The organism is Chryseobacterium sp. C-71 (assembly GCF_020911865.1).
In the GTDB taxonomy this organism is placed as follows: domain Bacteria; phylum Bacteroidota; class Bacteroidia; order Flavobacteriales; family Weeksellaceae; genus Chryseobacterium.
Map to the genome: position 1 here is coordinate 134,516 of NZ_CP087131.1, position 15,691 is coordinate 150,206.

The 15,691-nt window shown below is 34.6% G+C and carries 14 protein-coding genes and 1 tRNA gene; 12 read left to right on the forward strand and 3 right to left on the reverse strand.

What is annotated here, in order from left to right:
- The first annotated feature begins 128 nt into the window (after nucleotides 1-128).
- The 3 genes from LNP04_RS00585 to LNP04_RS00595 all read left to right on the forward strand — a co-directional run bounded on the left by LNP04_RS00585 (nucleotide 129) and on the right by LNP04_RS00595 (nucleotide 1,858).
- Nucleotides 129-734 carry a DUF2911 domain-containing protein gene (locus LNP04_RS00585; RefSeq protein ID WP_229984651.1) on the forward strand — a complete coding sequence of 202 codons (606 nt, stop codon included), beginning with the start codon at nucleotides 129-131 and terminating at the stop codon, nucleotides 732-734.
- 10 nt (nucleotides 735-744) lie between these two features.
- Nucleotides 745-1,272: a GNAT family N-acetyltransferase gene (locus LNP04_RS00590; RefSeq protein WP_229984652.1), complete on the forward strand. Its 528-nt coding sequence runs from the start codon at nucleotides 745-747 to the stop codon at nucleotides 1,270-1,272.
- A gap of 217 nt (nucleotides 1,273-1,489) precedes the next feature.
- A complete protein-coding gene (locus tag LNP04_RS00595) occupies nucleotides 1,490-1,858 on the forward strand; it encodes a cupin domain-containing protein (protein WP_229984653.1) in 369 nt (122 codons plus the stop codon).
- A 284-nt stretch (nucleotides 1,859-2,142) separates the two neighbouring features.
- On the opposite strand, the gene LNP04_RS00600 is transcribed toward LNP04_RS00595, so the two are convergent.
- The 3 genes from LNP04_RS00600 to LNP04_RS00610 form a co-directional block, all read right to left on the reverse strand.
- A complete protein-coding gene (locus LNP04_RS00600; protein WP_229984654.1) occupies nucleotides 2,143-2,886 on the reverse strand; it encodes a dienelactone hydrolase family protein in 744 nt (247 codons plus the stop codon).
- Between the two features lie 132 nt (nucleotides 2,887-3,018).
- The gene (locus tag LNP04_RS00605; protein WP_229984655.1) at nucleotides 3,019-3,354 is read right to left on the reverse strand and encodes a hypothetical protein; all 336 of its coding nucleotides are present in this window, start codon (nucleotides 3,352-3,354) and stop codon (nucleotides 3,019-3,021) included.
- A 77-nt stretch (nucleotides 3,355-3,431) separates the two neighbouring features.
- On the reverse strand, nucleotides 3,432-3,863 hold the full coding sequence (locus tag LNP04_RS00610) for a type I restriction enzyme HsdR N-terminal domain-containing protein (protein ID WP_229984656.1): 432 nt from the start codon (nucleotides 3,861-3,863) through the stop codon (nucleotides 3,432-3,434).
- Nucleotides 3,864-3,871: 8 nt separating this feature from the next.
- Between LNP04_RS00610 and holA the strand changes: the two genes are divergently transcribed.
- From holA to LNP04_RS00655, 9 genes are all read left to right on the forward strand, one after another.
- A complete protein-coding gene (gene holA / locus LNP04_RS00615) occupies nucleotides 3,872-4,909 on the forward strand; it encodes a DNA polymerase III subunit delta (RefSeq protein WP_229984657.1) in 1,038 nt (345 codons plus the stop codon).
- Nucleotides 4,910-5,144: 235 nt separating this feature from the next.
- Nucleotides 5,145-6,086, forward strand: coding sequence for a thioredoxin-disulfide reductase (gene trxB, locus LNP04_RS00620; protein WP_229984658.1), 942 nt, complete (start codon nucleotides 5,145-5,147; stop codon nucleotides 6,084-6,086).
- Between the two features lie 216 nt (nucleotides 6,087-6,302).
- Nucleotides 6,303-6,387: transfer RNA gene (locus LNP04_RS00625), tRNA-Ser, on the forward strand.
- 254 nt (nucleotides 6,388-6,641) lie between these two features.
- Nucleotides 6,642-7,481: a site-specific integrase gene (locus LNP04_RS00630; protein WP_229984659.1), complete on the forward strand. Its 840-nt coding sequence runs from the start codon at nucleotides 6,642-6,644 to the stop codon at nucleotides 7,479-7,481.
- Nucleotides 7,482-7,778: 297 nt separating this feature from the next.
- Nucleotides 7,779-9,692, forward strand: a complete 1,914-nt coding sequence (locus LNP04_RS00635) for an SDR family NAD(P)-dependent oxidoreductase (protein ID WP_229984660.1) — start codon at nucleotides 7,779-7,781, stop codon at nucleotides 9,690-9,692.
- A 326-nt stretch (nucleotides 9,693-10,018) separates the two neighbouring features.
- Entirely contained in the window at nucleotides 10,019-10,729 is a 711-nt protein-coding gene (locus LNP04_RS00640; RefSeq protein ID WP_229984661.1) for a polysaccharide biosynthesis/export family protein, read from the forward strand.
- 7 nt (nucleotides 10,730-10,736) lie between these two features.
- Nucleotides 10,737-13,097: a polysaccharide biosynthesis tyrosine autokinase gene (locus tag LNP04_RS00645; RefSeq protein WP_229984662.1), complete on the forward strand. Its 2,361-nt coding sequence runs from the start codon at nucleotides 10,737-10,739 to the stop codon at nucleotides 13,095-13,097.
- 58 nt (nucleotides 13,098-13,155) lie between these two features.
- Nucleotides 13,156-14,499: a nucleotide sugar dehydrogenase gene (locus LNP04_RS00650; protein ID WP_229984663.1), complete on the forward strand. Its 1,344-nt coding sequence runs from the start codon at nucleotides 13,156-13,158 to the stop codon at nucleotides 14,497-14,499.
- 16 nt (nucleotides 14,500-14,515) lie between these two features.
- Entirely contained in the window at nucleotides 14,516-15,682 is a 1,167-nt protein-coding gene (locus tag LNP04_RS00655) for a nucleotide sugar dehydrogenase (RefSeq protein ID WP_229984664.1), read from the forward strand.
- Nucleotides 15,683-15,691: the final 9 nt, after the last annotated feature.

Sequence of the window (15,691 nt, forward strand, 5' to 3'; positions counted from 1 at the left end):
TAATCTAAGCCTCACAAGTTTTCTTGTGAGGTTTTATATTTAAAGCGAATAATACTTTAACAAAATTTATCAAACTCAAAAACTTATTTCTGACATCCATTTCGTAATTTTAGCAAAATTTAAAATAAGTGAAAAAGTTATTATTTGCAGTTTGCATATCGGCTTCGGTGTTCAGTTTTGCACAAGATTATTCTGTACCGGCAGCAAGCCCGCGTCAGAAGGTTGAGCAGCAATTTTCTATGTCTAAAATCAGTATCGATTACGGACGACCAGGTGTGAAAGGAAGAAAAATCTTCGGAGAATTGGTTCCTTACGGACAGGTTTGGAGAGCAGGTGCCAACTCTTCTACAAAAATAACGTTCGGTCAGGCTGTGAACTTCGGTGGAAAAATGGTTCCTGCAGGAACTTACGGTTTGTTCATCGTACCAACAGAAAAAGATTGGAAAGTGATTTTAAATAAAGATTTCCAGCAATGGGGAGCTTACACATACGATCCAAAACAAGATGTTGTAGATGTAACTGTTCCTGTTAATAAATTAGCTGATAAACAAGAGTGGTTTGAAATTACATTAAACCCAACTGATGAAAACTCAGGAAATTTGGTAATCAAATGGGATATGGCTCAGGCTGAGGTAGCTTTGAAACCTGCAAAACCTGAAGCAGTAACCAAAATTGCTGAGAAATTGAAGGAAATCAAAAAAATAGAATCTGACGCTGCAAAAGCAAAAGGCTAAGATTTAAAAGATGAATTTTTCTATTCAACCAGTTTTAGAAAACGAAAAATATCAATTAATCCCCTTACAGCAAGGGGATTTTGAATTGTTGTATGAAGTGGCTTCTAATCCAAAAGTCTGGGAGCAACATCCGAATAAAGACCGCTACAAAAGAGAAGTCTTTGAAAACTTTTTTAAAGGTGCAATAGAAAGCCAAGGTGCTTTTAAAATTGTAGAAAAATCTACCGGAGATATTCTAGGAAGTACCCGTTTTTATGATTTTGATGAATCCAAAAACAGCATTTTCATCGGCTATACTTTCTACGGAACCAATTCTTGGGGAAAGGGCATCAATCCACAGATTAAAAAACTGATGATGGATTATGTTTTTCAGTTTGTAGATAAAGTGTATTTCCATATTGGGAAAGAAAATTTCCGTTCGCAAATTGCTTTAGAAAGATTGGGCGGACAAAAGATTGCTGAAGAAGAAGTGGCTTATTTTGGGGAACCGACGAGAACTAATTTTGTGTACGAAATCAAAAAAGAAAACCATTTTTAAGTAAGTTTCACGCAGATTTTGCTGATTGAGTAGATTTTGAATGCTGAAAATATATCAGCAAAATCTGCGAGAGATTTAAATTATAGTTTGTCAACAATTTGTTTTATATAAAAAACTTTGTGAGCTTTTATAAGTGAAACGGCTTTGTGTAACTTAAAAACATTTAGTAGTTAAAAAATCTTTGCGGCCTTTGTGTTAAAAAATAATTAGTAATAAAATGAAAAAATATAAAATTCAAAAATCACCTTTTGTAGTTCCTACAAACGACGGAAAATTGATAGAAGAACACTGGGGAAACTCAACCCAGAACCCAAATATTTCAATTGCACACATGGTAGCTCCACCAGATTGGATCGAGCCTCATCAAACTCCGGAATTTGATGAATTTACCATTATTATTTCAGGTAAAAAGCAATTTGAAATTGATGGTGAAAATGTTATTTTAGAAAAAGGACAAAGTATTTTAATTGAAAAAGGAGCAAGAGTTCGTTATAGCAATCCGTTCCCAGAACCGTGTGAATACATTGCAATTTGTCTTCCTGCTTTTTCGATGGAATTAGTGAATAGAGAACAAGAAATAGTTTAAAATATGGCGTTAAAAATTTGTCCCAAATGCAAAGAAAATTCATTTACTTGGTTTATCAACGGGAAAACTCATTTGACGAGTTGGAGTTGCTTTAGTTGCGATTACGAAGCGAAGCAAACAGACAATGTTGAGCAAATATGTGAAAACTGCGAAGAGAAATCAAAAATAAAGTTAAAAGATAAAGAAAATGAGTATTGGTGGTGTTCTAATTGTAGCACAACCAGCGATTTATAAACAAAAACAACCTCAATCAATGAGGTTGTTTTTAATTTATTATAGTTCAATTACTTCAAAATTTCTTTCAAAAACAAAAGCGTGTGATTCCATGCTCTTTTTGCCATCACTGGATTGTAATCTGCAGATTTTGGGTCAGTAAAAGTGTGTTTTGAGTTAGCATAAGTAATGATTTGCCAATCTGCTTTTCCATCATTCATTTCTTTTATCAGGTTGTTATAATCTTCTGGAGTTACCCCTTTATCCTCCGCAGGGTTTTCTACTAAAATTTTAGTTGAAATAGCTTCATTCGGTCTCGACTGATCTTTTCCAATGCTTCCGTGAATGGAAACTACGCCCACAACAGGCAATTTTCCTCTCGCAGATTCTAAAGCTCCCGTTCCGCCAAAGCAATATCCAATTACTGCAATTTTCTCAGGAATGGCTCCGTTTTTTTTCAGTTGTTCCAATGCCAGAGAAATTCTCTTTTGGTAAGCTGCGTAATCTTTCTTGTAAAATCCTGCGGTTTTTCCGGCAGAAGCATTGTCAGTAGGAATATTCCCTTCACCATAAATATCGGCGATAAATGCGATATAACCTTGCTTTTCTAAATCTGCTGCTGCTGTTTTAGCTTCGTCGTCAATTCCTTTCCAGGCCGGAAGAATCAAAACTCCGGGAAGTTTTTTTCCGGCATTTGAAGTGACCAAGCCGTTGAGTTTTTGAGTGCCGTCTTGGTAAGAGACTTTTTTCAAATTCTGACTGAAAACTGTTACTGAAGCAAGCAAAGTTGCGGTGATGAAGATTGAACGTATCATATTTTGTAATTTAATTTAAGAACAATGTACGCAAATACCATGCACAAATTTCACAAAAAAATGCTGATAGTATAAAGCTAATTAAATTTGTAAATAAAAACGAATAGGGCATCACTAAAATACTTTAATTTTCTACTCTAAACATTTCTTCCAAGCAAGCAATATTTCTTTCCAATCGTTTAGGGGTATTATTCTTTTTTCAAAACCTTCCTGCCATAGTTCAAAATGTGTAGGCGTTATATGTGCAAACCAATAATTTCCCATACCGCCTCCATGATCTGGATCTTCAATTAGCGAAAAATTACCAGAAATTGCTAAATCCAAATCAGCAATGATGTCATCCACATCATCAGGATGTCTATAATTATAAATGTAATTAGCAATGGGATTTCCTGAAATAATTCCATGAAATTTCTCGGATGATTTTTGCATGGTCAAACCATATTTTTGCAGTAGTATATCGTTCAACTATAAAATATTTAAATATGATATTCGCTTTATAAAAATAAAATTTAGAAATCTAAAATGCAGGTTATTACTACAAATTACTCAGCTCTGTAAAACTGATATTCCCCATTTTCGTAATACGCATTGATATGCTGTAAACCATTCGTTAAAACAATTTCAGAAGCACCAATAATTGAATTATAACGCGCAGTTTGTTCGAAAGTTTTTTCAGTAAGTTTGATTTGCGGAGCTTTACATTCAATCAGAATTTTAGGCTGTGCTTTTTCTGTTACCAAAAGGTCAATTCTTTTGGTTAAACCATTGAGAACTATCTTTTTTTCTGTAATCAAAGCGGATACAGAGTAGGATTTTACCGTGAGATAATAATGGATCCAATGCTGTCGAACCCACTCTTCAGGCGTGAGCAAAAGGTAAGTTTTGCGTACCAAGTCATAGATAAAAAACTTATCTTTGTCTTTCTTGAATTTAAAATCAAAAGTTTCCTGAAAATTGAGTTTGGGAAGTTCCATTAATTAAGATGAAAGAATTAGATTTAATCCTCAAAAATATTAAAAATAAAGAAGTATTACCGATTTATTTTTTCCACGGAGAAGAACCTTACTTTATTGATGTTGCTGTAAAAGCCCTTGAACACGACTTTCTGGAGGAAGACGAAAAAGCCTTCAATCAAACTGTGACCTACGGAAAAGATACAACCTATCAGGAAGTGCTTTCCTTGGCAAGACAGTTTCCAATGATGGGCGATAAACAGGTGATTATCGTAAAAGAAGCGCAGGATTTAAAATTTAATGATGAGGAAAGCAGAGCTTTAGAAGCGTATGTTGAAAATCCGGTTCCGTCAACGGTTTTGGTTTTTGCACACAAACACAAGAAGTTAGACAGCCGAAAAAAGGTTACTAAAACTTTAACGAAAATAAATGCGCTTTTTCTGAGCGAATCGTTCAAAGACCACAATCTTCCAAAATGGATTGCCGATGAATGCCTCAGATTAAATATAAAAACTGCCCCGAATATTTCTCATCTTTTGGCAGAATATCTTGGGAATGACCTTTCAAGAATATCTAATGAATTAGGTAAACTAAAAATCATTCTGAAAGAAGGCCAGATTTTAGACGGAACCATCGTTGAGAACCACATCGGAATCAGCAAAGAATTCAATGTCTTCGAATTGCAGAAAGCTTTAGGTACAAAAAACGCCAATGCAGCGTTTAAAATTGCTCATTTTATGGGTAAAAATCCTAAAAACAATCCTTTTGTGATGTTGCTTTCGAGCTTGTATAATTATTTCTCAAACGTAATTATTTACAATACGATGATTGGTCAATCGCCGCAAGTAATCGCTTCTCAAATGGGTGTGAACCCTTACTTTTTGAAAGATTATGCTGAGGCCGCAAGACTGTATCCATTAAAACATTCTACCAGAGTGATTTCTATTTTGAGAGAATTTGATATGAAAGGGAAAGGCTTGGGCGCTGTGAATATGAGTGAAGCTGAATTGATTAAAGAATTGGTGTATAAGATTATCAATGTTGATAAAATCAAAATGAAGGTTTAGATTGAATGTAGTCATTTCTTTATTTGGGCGACATTTTCCGCCCTCCGTTCCCGCTTTTTTGCTACGCAAAAAGAGCTCCACTCAGGTCGGGTCGCAAAGAATCATAGTAAAGAAATGCAGTTATCGAAAACCAACATATTTAATATTGACAAGTATCATTAATTTTGCTTTAATAAAACATTAAAAATCACGAACTTTGTCGTCTTAAAATTTAAATCTTTTTGAAAAGAGAATTATGGAAGAAAATATTTTAGATTGTGTGATCGTAGGATCTGGACCTTCTGGTTTTACAGCAGCAATTTATGCAGCAAGAGCAGACCTTAAACCACAATTATATACAGGTTTGGAACCGGGTGGACAATTGACGACAACGACTGAAGTTGATAATTTCCCTGGTTACCCTGCAGGAATTACCGGCCCCGAAATGATGATGGATCTGCAAAAACAGGCTGAAAGGTTTGATACAAAAGTTCTTTACGAAATGATTACCAAGGCCGAATTTTCTAAAGAGGTTGGCGGTGTTCATAAACTATATGCCGGAAATAAGGAGATTTTTGCTAAAACTGTGATTATTTCTACTGGTGCTACTGCAAAATATTTAGGTTTAGACGACGAAAAAAAATACAATGGAGGTGGAGTTTCAGCATGCGCAACCTGCGACGGATTTTTCTACAGAGGAAAAGATGTAGTCGTAGTAGGAGCGGGCGATACAGCTGCTGAAGAGGCAACTTACCTTGCAAAATTGGTGAATAAAGTGACCATGTTGGTGAGAAAAGGTGAGTTCAGAGCTTCAAAAGCAATGATTCACAGAGTTGAAAACACACCGAATATTGAAGTGAAATTTCACCACGAATTGATTGGAATTGAAGGTGAAAATAATTTGGTGGAAAGAGCAGTGGTGATCAACAATCAGACTCAGGAGAAGTCGACAGTTGATGTACACGGGATTTTCATTGCTATCGGTCATAAGCCAAATACTGATATTTTCGTTGGTCAAATTGATTTGGATGAAAATGGATATATTGCAACTGAAAAAGGTTCTACAAGAACTAATCTTCCGGGAGTTTTTGCAGCAGGAGATGTTCAGGATCATATCTACAGACAGGCAATTACTGCGGCAGGAAGCGGTTGCATGGCAGCCATGGACGCTGAAAAGTACTTGGCCGAATTACATTAATTTAGAATTAAATAAGTATAAACGCACCAAAATAGGTGCGTTTATACTTTATGAAATCTCAAGTTTTGGTACAATAATTAATTTCCATTAAAAATAATCCAATTGATTTTTAATGGATTATTAATTTAAAACAAAATTTAATTTAAAATTGTTTTGCAGATATTGAAAAGAGTTTTATATTTGCACCACCAAAAACAACGACATATCGGAGTTATTGGAGAGATGGCAGAGTGGTCGATTGCGATAGTCTTGAAAACTATTGACTGTAACAGGTCCGGGGGTTCGAATCCCTCTCTCTCCGCTGGTTGAGAAACTAAAATAAGCTAAAACGCTGTAAACATCAATGTTTACAGCGTTTTTTTTGTTTTGTGCTAGAATCAAAAAAATCAAAACAGGTCACGATTTTTATGACCTTTTTAGTGATCCATCGTGAAAATTGGAAAATAGGTCACGAAAAATTCAGGGAAACCTGACTAATAGGCAGTCTAACGATTGAACATCTTGCAAAAAGTGGTAACAAAAACTAAATTATTAAACAATTAAAGTTACCACATCATGAACAAAACATTCAATCAGTTATTCTTTATAAAAAAGAATAAAATCCGAACAAACGGCACCGCTCCCATCTACTTACGAATCATGATAGATGGCAAGGCGACGGATATTGCCGCTAAAAGGTATATCGAACCGCAGAAATGGGATGGTAAAGCGCATAAGGCGCTGGGTAACTCTCAGGAGGCTAGAACGCTTAATGTCTATCTTAAGACTTTAGAGCAACAGGTTTACGATTCACACTACGTCATGTTAAAAGAGGATAACAATGTAACGGCAGTTGGTTTAAAATCTAAACTGCTTGGAACTGATATTGAGCAAAGAATGCTCATTCCTATTTTTCAGGATCATAATGATAAAGTGGAAGCCCTGGTCGGTCACGATTTTGCTCCCGGAACATTGGAGCGTTACAAAACATCATTAAAGCATACGCAAGAATTCATTAACTGGAAGTACAAAACTTCTGATATCGATATCAAGGCTATTGATCATGCTTTCATAATGGATTATGATTTCTGGCTTCGCAGTGTACGTAAATACGGAAACAATACTGCTGTAAAATACATTAAGAATTTCAAAAAAATCATCAAACTCTGTATGGCACATGGCTGGCTAAACAAAGATCCTTTTCTTGGTTATAAAGCAAAGCTCAAAGCTGTAGAACGTCCATATCTATCTAAAGAAGAAATCCAGACAATGTATGAAAAGGAATTTGTGTCCGATAGATTAACACAGGTGCGGGATGTTTTTCTTTTCTGCTGTTATACAGGTTTAGCTTATGTTGATGTGAAGAAACTGACAGAGTCTCATATCAATATCTATTACAGGAGGATTAAGTGTTGATGTAAAATTTTCTTACTAAGTCTTATTTTTTCGCTAAACAAGCTGCATAATAGGGAGTCTAAGGATTGTACATCTTGCAGGAAGTAGATTTTTATCAAATTCAGCCGAAATAGAAGGTCATTTTTTTTTTTTTTTAAATCTAATAAACGTATCAATAGGTTCTTACATAATAAAAATCATATAGTGTGGAAATAAAAAAAATAAACAGATAGATTAATAATAATTATTTATCTTTGCTTAAAATTGATGAAAAATCTATTATTACATAAAATAATGTATTAATAAGCCTTTTGTAGTATGGAGAATGTATTTAGAATCAAGGAGTTAGGATATGTGCCTAGATGGCTGGTTTTTTTTATCGACGTTTCAATTGTTTCTTTTTCAATTTTAGTCTCACATCTGTTTCTAGAAAATCTTGACGTAGCAACAAATTTTAGTGAATATCAGAACCAAAAGATATTTCTAACTATTGCCGTGAATATTTTATTTATGTTAGTGTTTAAGACATTTGCGGGCATTATAAGGTATTCTACTTTTTTTGACTTTTTTAAAATTGTATGGTCGTCAGGCTGTACTATGGTCGTAATGCTGGCAATAGATCTTGCGTCAAAATTGATATGGGGTATTTTTTTAGATTTGTATCACGAGCTTTTTTTATTTTTTTTCGTATCTGTTTTTCTAATGTTTTTCTTTAGAATGATGGTTAAGCGAGTATTTAAGATATTCATGGTTCCTAAAGAGGCTTCATCCAAAATAAGGATTGTGGTTGTAGGTATAGAGGGTGAATCTGTGTCTTTAGGAAATGCTATTATTCACAATCCCACACATCCTTACCAATTAAAAGGATTTGTTAATACAGAATCTACTTCTAAAAAAGCAGTCTTACTAGGGCATAAAATTTATAATAAAAGGGAGTTTCTTAAAATCAATAATCTAAGCAAACAGTTTGATGCAGTGCTCTTGAAAGGGGGGATGTTAAATTTTGAAATGGAAGAATGGGCGAATTTTGCATTAAGTAAAGGGTTAAAGGTATTAAGGGCACCTGTGATTAATAATGCTCATGAAGGTAGTATAATAGGAGATATTCGCCCCATTCAGATTGAAGATTTGCTTGAACGTGCACCTATAAAAATTGAAAGAGGATATGTCGGCAACTATCATTTTGATAAAAGTATTTTAGTAACGGGTGGCGCAGGATCGATAGGAAGTGAAATTGTAAGACAAGTTGCTTTGTTAAACGCATCAATTATTGTTATAGTTGATCAGGCTGAATCTCCTTTGCATGAACTGAAGCTTGAGTTATTAGAAAAATTCCCGAATCAAAGATTTAAATTTATTTTGGCAGATATTTCAAATGTTTACAGGCTTGAGAAATTATTCGAAGAGTATAGCTTTTCAATAGTTTATCATGCCGCTGCATATAAGCATGTACCTTTAATAGAAGATAATCCACATGAGGCTATTTTTGTAAATGTTGCAGGAACAAGAAATTTAGCGCTATTGTCAAAAAAATATATCGTCGACCGTTTTGTAATGGTTTCTACGGATAAAGCTGTGAATCCTACCAATGTAATGGGGGCTTCGAAAAGAACGGCGGAACTTTTTGTGCAGTCCTTGCAGAATTCGTACGGTAATCAAACAAAATTTATTACAACTCGTTTTGGGAATGTTTTAGGATCGAATGGTTCCGTGATACCGCATTTCAGGAAACAGATTGCGAAAGGAGGTCCTGTTACAATTACTCATCCTGATATCATTCGTTATTTTATGACCATACCAGAAGCTTGTGAGTTAGTCCTTCAGGCCGGAACAATGGGAGAGGGAGGTGAAATCTATGTTTTTGATATGGGTAAGCCAATTAAAATTTTAGATTTAGCAAAAAGAATGATAAAATTATCAGGATATACTCCAGATGTAGATATAAAAATTGATTTCATCGGCTTAAGACCTGGGGAAAAGCTTTATGAGGAGCTTTTATCTCATCATTCGACAACTGTCCCAACGCATCATGAGAAAATCATGATTTCAAAAGACCCTTTGATGGAATTTGACGATATAGAGTTCTTGTGCAAACAAATTATAAGATCAACTATTAAAAAAGATGGATTGCAGGTCGTTAAATTGTTAAAGACCATCGTACCTGAGTTTATAAGTAATAATTCGGAATTTGAAATTTTAGATAAGATCCCGGAACATGAAGATTATCAATAATATAGTTTAAATTATGTTAAAGAATAACTATTAATAAACAAATATATTTAATTTTTAGATATAAAACGGAATGAAAATTGCTACAAAAAGAAATGTTCTTAAAACAATATATTACAACAATTATCGTTTCACGAATGAGTGAAATTTCTTAAAAATAGCAAAATATACAGAGTTTGCTCATTTATAATAATTTAATTTAATTTAATGAAATTGAGTGTTAACTCCAGAAGGTTAAATAACATATGAAGAAAACTACAATTATTACGTACATAATCCTGTTATCGGTTACTTTATTATCATGCAAACCAAAACAGAATATGGTTTACATGTCATCGCAACATAATATGGAACAAGAAGTTGCGCAGGCAAAATTTCTGGGCCTCCAAATACAGCAAGGAGATGTGCTTTTGATCCTTGTGTCAGCACTAGATGAAATCGCAGTAAAACCTTTCAATCTTAATACTGTCAATAAAGTAGGAAGTGAATCTCAAACGGGAATTAATCAATATGTACAGCCTAGTGAATACCTTGTCAATGATGAAGGGTATATCAATTTTCCTGTTTTAGGAAACATTTATGCGAAAGGGATGACTCAAATACAGCTCAAAGATGATATTGAGATGCGTCTCAAAAGATATCTATTAGATCCTTTGGTGACCGTAACCTTGAAAAATTTCAATGTCAGCATTATCGGGGAAGTTAAAATACCCGGGCAGAAACAGAGTGTATCACAGAAGCTCAATGTGTTTCAGGCATTAAGTCTTGCAGGGGATATGACGGATTTTGGAGATCGAAAAAATGTAAAAATTATCCGTACGGGCGATGACGGAGCTGAACAAGTAATCAATTTAGATATGTCAAGGGAAGATATAGTAAGTTCACCTTATTATTATATGAAGCAGAACGATGTGCTCTATGTACAGCCAGACAAAAATAAACAAGTGCAGGCAAATTCAAATCCGAACAGAGCGTTGACATTCCAGATCATTGGTGCATTATTGACAGCAGGAACTCTTATCATTGCTTTAACAAGATAATATAAATATGCAACATACAGAATTTCATGATTTAGAGGAAGAATCTATGGATCTAAGAAAAATTATTGGTAAATACTTACAAAAATGGCCCTGGTTCATTTTATCAGTTATACTTATCACAACCACTGCTTATTTGTATTTACGATATGCCGTTCCTCAATATCAGTCCATTACCAATCTTAAATTCGAAAAAAAGCAATCAGATATTACTTCAGCATTATCAGATCTTGATAATTTGGGTATAGGTCTTGGAAATGCGGATGAATTAAAGAGCGAAGTTGCAGTAATCACTTCTAGACCAATTCTGTTAGAAGTGGTGAAAAATTTAAACCTAAGTGTCCAATATTTTAGCGGTGGTGAAATCAAAGATTCAGAATTGTTTACGGATTTACCTGTCACGGCTAAAATTATTGCTTATAACGAAAAGCCGGCTAAAAAATTTGTATCTTCAGAATATCTGATCAAAAAGAGTGATAATACAACATTTATTCTTTGGAATGAAAAATATGGAACTATCAAAGGTTCTTATAACGTTCCTATAAAATTGGATTTCGGAACCGTTATTTTCAATAAAAATAATGCAATCCCTTTTAAATCAAAATATATTATCGTGTTTTGGAATCAGATTGAAAGGGTTAAAAAATTAGAGCAAAAAATAAAGGTGGAACTTCCTGACGCCAAAGCAATGCTTATTAACATCAGTCTTGTGGGGGCAGTTCCTGAAAAGTCGGAAGCAATTCTTAATGAGGTTACCAAACAGTATAATCTGGATGGTCTTCGCGACAAGAATATGCAGTCGAAGAATACTCAGGATTTTATTGATAAAAGGCTGGAGGTGATTACCCGTGACCTTTCCGGCGTTGAAAATCAAAAGGAGGATTTCCAGAACAGCAACCGAATTTTTGATCTTCAGGCACAGGCACAGTTAGCGTTACAAAATACCAGTGAAAATACGAAGGCTTTGCTACAGCAGCAAACGCAGCTGGATCTGCTTAATTCGCTGACGGCAGAAGCGTCTGGAAACAGAAACAATCAGCTTATGCCATCCAATTTAGGACTCAACCCCTCACTAGAAGATGCTATTGCGAAGTATAACAATCTTTTGATCATCAGAAATAAAACACTTAAGCAGGCAACGAATGAAAACCCTGCTGTAGTGGAAATGAATAGGGAAATTGCTTCCCTAAAGGAAATTGTACAAGATAATATTCGTGAGCAGAAACAGTCCGTGCAGACATCTATCGCGAAATTAAATGGTGAAATTTCTTCCAGTAACGGGTTAATGAACAAAGTTCCCGGTCAAACTAAAATATACAGAGGAATAGAACGTCAGCAAACTCTGAAAGAGCAGCTTTTTCTTTTTCTTTTGCAGAAGCGAGAAGAAAATGCAATTAATTTATCCATCAATGTCCCTATAGCAAAAATTGTAAATCCGGCATATACGCAGGATACACCTGTATTTCCAAAACCAATTATCGTTTTAGGAGGTGCTATGATTTTAGGATTATTATTGCCTTTTGGAATACTATATTTACTTTTTATTTGGGATGATAAAATTTATAACAGAGATGATATCAAACAAAGATCTACATTAGGTATACTAGCAGATATACCATCATTGAAATCGAAAGATATTCATTTGGTACAGCAGAATGATTTTTCAGAATTAGCTGAGTCCTTCAGGATTCTCGTGTCTAATCTTAAATTTGTACTTCCTGCAAAAGATTCTGCAAAAGTTATCATGGTCACATCTTCAGTAAAAGGTGAAGGTAAAACACTCGTTTCAGTAAATCTAGCTTTGACCCTAGGAAACAAAAACGGAAGAAGTTTGTTGATCGGTTCCGATGTTAGAAATCCACAAATTCAGCGATATGACAGTCAGTCTGTCAAGAGGAAAGGATTAACAGAATATCTGTATGATGATAGCGTAGATGTTGATAATCTTATCCATACGTCAGACACCAATCCATATTGTGATGTTATTTACGCAGGTACAATTCCTCCTAATCCGCAAGAGCTGCTTTCTAATGGTCGATATCAGAATCTGATTGAGAAATTATCATCTCAATATGAATATATAATCATTGATTCTGCACCTTTGATGCTGGTTTCAGATACCCTCAGTATTGCTGATGTTTCAGATGCTACATTATATGTAATTAGATCCGGTATTTCCAGAAATGTACTTGTAGATTTTGCCAATAATTTGGTGAAAGAATCCAAAATTAAAAATGTTTCTTTTGTTATTAATGATGTTTCTAAAAATGCAGGAGGTTACGGTTATGGATATGGGTATAATTACGGTTATGGCTACGGCTATAGTACTGATCAAGAAAAAAGATGGTGGAACAAAATTTTCAAAAAATAATTAAAGTAAAGCTTACAATTTATGTAATTGCATAATGAGCAAAATTTTATATATTAAAATGGATAAAGAAATTAAAATCAGCATCATTGGCTTAGGGTACGTAGGTTTACCTTTGGCTCGTTTGTTTGCTACAAAATATTCTGTTGTAGGATTTGATATCAACCAACGTCGAATTGAAGAGGTTAATGCAGGAAAGGATTCTACATTTGAAGTGGAAGATGATATACTCCAAGCTGTTTTGGTAAGCGAAAATCCGTTCGGTTCTTTTAAAAATGCGGAAAGTTCATCAAATATTTCCACAGATACTATTGGAAATAAAAAAGGATTGTTTTGTTCTTCAAATCCTGAAGACATTAAAGAAGCAAATATTTATATAGTTACCGTTCCTACCCCTGTTGATAAGCATAATCGCCCTGATCTAACGCCTTTATACAAGGCATCAGAAACCGTTGGGAAAGTACTTAAAAAAGGGGATGTAGTGATCTATGAGTCTACCGTTTATCCTGGAGTGACTGAAGAAGAATGTATCCCTGTTCTGGAAAAAGTTTCCGGACTGAAATTTAATGTCGACTTTTTCGCAGGATACTCTCCTGAGAGAATTAATCCTGGCGATAAAACACGTACGGTAGATAAAATCTTAAAAGTAACGTCAGGTTCTACTCCTGAAATCGGTACGTATGTCGATGAATTATACAAGTCAGTCATTACAGCGGGGACGCATCTAGCTCCGACAATCAAGGTAGCAGAAGCATCCAAAGTGATTGAAAATTCCCAACGTGATATCAATATAGCATTTGTCAACGAGTTGGCAAAAATATTTAATCTTCTGGATATTGATACCCATGCAGTTCTTGAAGCCGCTGGTACGAAGTGGAATTTTTTACCATTCAAACCAGGATTAGTCGGTGGGCATTGTATTGGGGTCGATCCATTTTATCTGGCACAGAAAGCTCAGGATGTTGGTTATTATTCGGAACTAATCTTGACGGCAAGAAGGCTGAACGATTCTATGGGTTCTTTTGTAGCATCTCAGGTCGTAAGAACAATGATCAAAAAAGGAGTCAATATTTATGGAGCAAAAATTCTTAATCTCGGCATTACTTTCAAAGAGAATTGTCCTGATGTAAGGAATACAAAAGCTGCTGACGTCATTAAAAGCTTAGAAGATTTTGATTTTGAAGTGACAACATTTGATCCCTGGGCAAATCCTGATGAGGTACAGCATGAGTATGGATTTCGGTCAATCAATTCTCTAGATGAGATCAAAGATAAATTTGACGCAATCGTTCTTACGGTAGCTCATCAAGAGTTTATAGATTTAGATTTAAAGCTATTGTTGAAAGATGGGGGTGTTGTGTATGATGTAAAAGGAATTTTGGAAGAATGTGATAACCGCCTATAGAAGCATGAATAGACAAATGAAAATTGCCGTAGTAGGCACAGGTTATGTAGGCTTATCGAATGCTGTTCTATTAGCGCAAAACAACGAAGTCGTGGCAGTAGACATAGTTGCAGAAAAGATTGATATACTTAATGCAAAAATATCACCTATTGAAGACAGCGAAATAATAGATTTTTTGACGAACAAAGATCTTAATTTCAGAGCAACTTTAGATGCTAAAGATGCTTTTGAAAATGCAGATTATATTATTGTTGCAACGCCAACTGATTATGATCCTAAAACGAACTATTTTAATACAGGTAGTGTAGAGGCTGTAGTAAAAGAAGCTAAGCAATATAATCCTAATGCTGTAATCATTATTAAATCTACAGTGCCTGTTGGTTTCACGGAAGACTTAAAAAAGAGATTAGAATTTGATAATATTATTTTCTCACCAGAATTTTTAAGAGAAGGTAAGGCACTTTATGATAATTTATACCCTTCTCGAATTATTATTGGTGAGCAAAGTGAGAGAGCTAAAGTGTTTGTTGATTTGTTGAAAGAAGGAGCAATAAAAGATGATATTTCGATCTTATTTACCAATCCTACAGAAGCAGAAGCAATTAAGCTGTTTTCAAATACCTATTTAGCTTTACGCGTAGCTTATTTTAACGAATTGGACAGTTATGCACAAATTCATCATTTAGATAGCAGACAAATCATTGAAGGAGTAGGTCTGGATCCTCGTATCGGATCACATTATAATAATCCTTCTTTCGGCTATGGTGGGTATTGTTTACCTAAGGATACAAAACAATTATTGGCTAATTATGATGCTGTACCCAATAATATTATTCAGGCCATTGTAGATGCAAATCGTACCCGTAAAGATTTTATAGCCTATTCTATTTTAGAAAGAAACCCCAAGAAGGTGGGTGTTTATCGATTGATTATGAAATCAGGTTCTGATAATTTTAGGGCTTCAGCGATACAAGGGGTTATGAAACGAATCAAGGCAAAAGGTATTGAGGTTGAAGTGTTTGAACCTGTATTAGAAGAAGATACTTTTTACGGGTCAAAAGTTGTCAGAGATTTGGAAAAGTTTAAAATAGAATGTGATGTAATCATTTCTAATCGTAATGCTCCCGAATTATCAGATATACAGTATAAGGTATATACAAGAGATTTATTTGGAAACGATTAGAACGAATTC

What these genes read in the sequence shown, in the direction of transcription:
- LNP04_RS00645 (WP_229984662.1), top strand. Translation starts at nt 10,737, where the DNA reads ATGCAACATACAGAATTTCATGATTTAGAGGAAGAATCTATGGATCTA.
- LNP04_RS00595 (WP_229984653.1), top strand. Translation starts at nt 1,490, where the DNA reads ATGAAAAAATATAAAATTCAAAAATCACCTTTTGTAGTTCCTACAAAC.
- LNP04_RS00600 (WP_229984654.1), bottom strand. Translation starts at nt 2,886, where the DNA reads ATGATACGTTCAATCTTCATCACCGCAACTTTGCTTGCTTCAGTAACA.
- holA (WP_229984657.1), top strand. Translation starts at nt 3,872, where the DNA reads ATGAAAGAATTAGATTTAATCCTCAAAAATATTAAAAATAAAGAAGTA.
- LNP04_RS00650 (WP_229984663.1), top strand. Translation starts at nt 13,156, where the DNA reads ATGGATAAAGAAATTAAAATCAGCATCATTGGCTTAGGGTACGTAGGT.
- LNP04_RS00630 (WP_229984659.1), top strand. Translation starts at nt 6,642, where the DNA reads ATGAACAAAACATTCAATCAGTTATTCTTTATAAAAAAGAATAAAATC.
- LNP04_RS00590 (WP_229984652.1), top strand. Translation starts at nt 745, where the DNA reads ATGAATTTTTCTATTCAACCAGTTTTAGAAAACGAAAAATATCAATTA.
- trxB (WP_229984658.1), top strand. Translation starts at nt 5,145, where the DNA reads ATGGAAGAAAATATTTTAGATTGTGTGATCGTAGGATCTGGACCTTCT.
- LNP04_RS00635 (WP_229984660.1), top strand. Translation starts at nt 7,779, where the DNA reads ATGGAGAATGTATTTAGAATCAAGGAGTTAGGATATGTGCCTAGATGG.
- LNP04_RS00655 (WP_229984664.1), top strand. Translation starts at nt 14,516, where the DNA reads ATGAAAATTGCCGTAGTAGGCACAGGTTATGTAGGCTTATCGAATGCT.
- LNP04_RS00640 (WP_229984661.1), top strand. Translation starts at nt 10,019, where the DNA reads ATGTCATCGCAACATAATATGGAACAAGAAGTTGCGCAGGCAAAATTT.
- LNP04_RS00610 (WP_229984656.1), bottom strand. Translation starts at nt 3,863, where the DNA reads ATGGAACTTCCCAAACTCAATTTTCAGGAAACTTTTGATTTTAAATTC.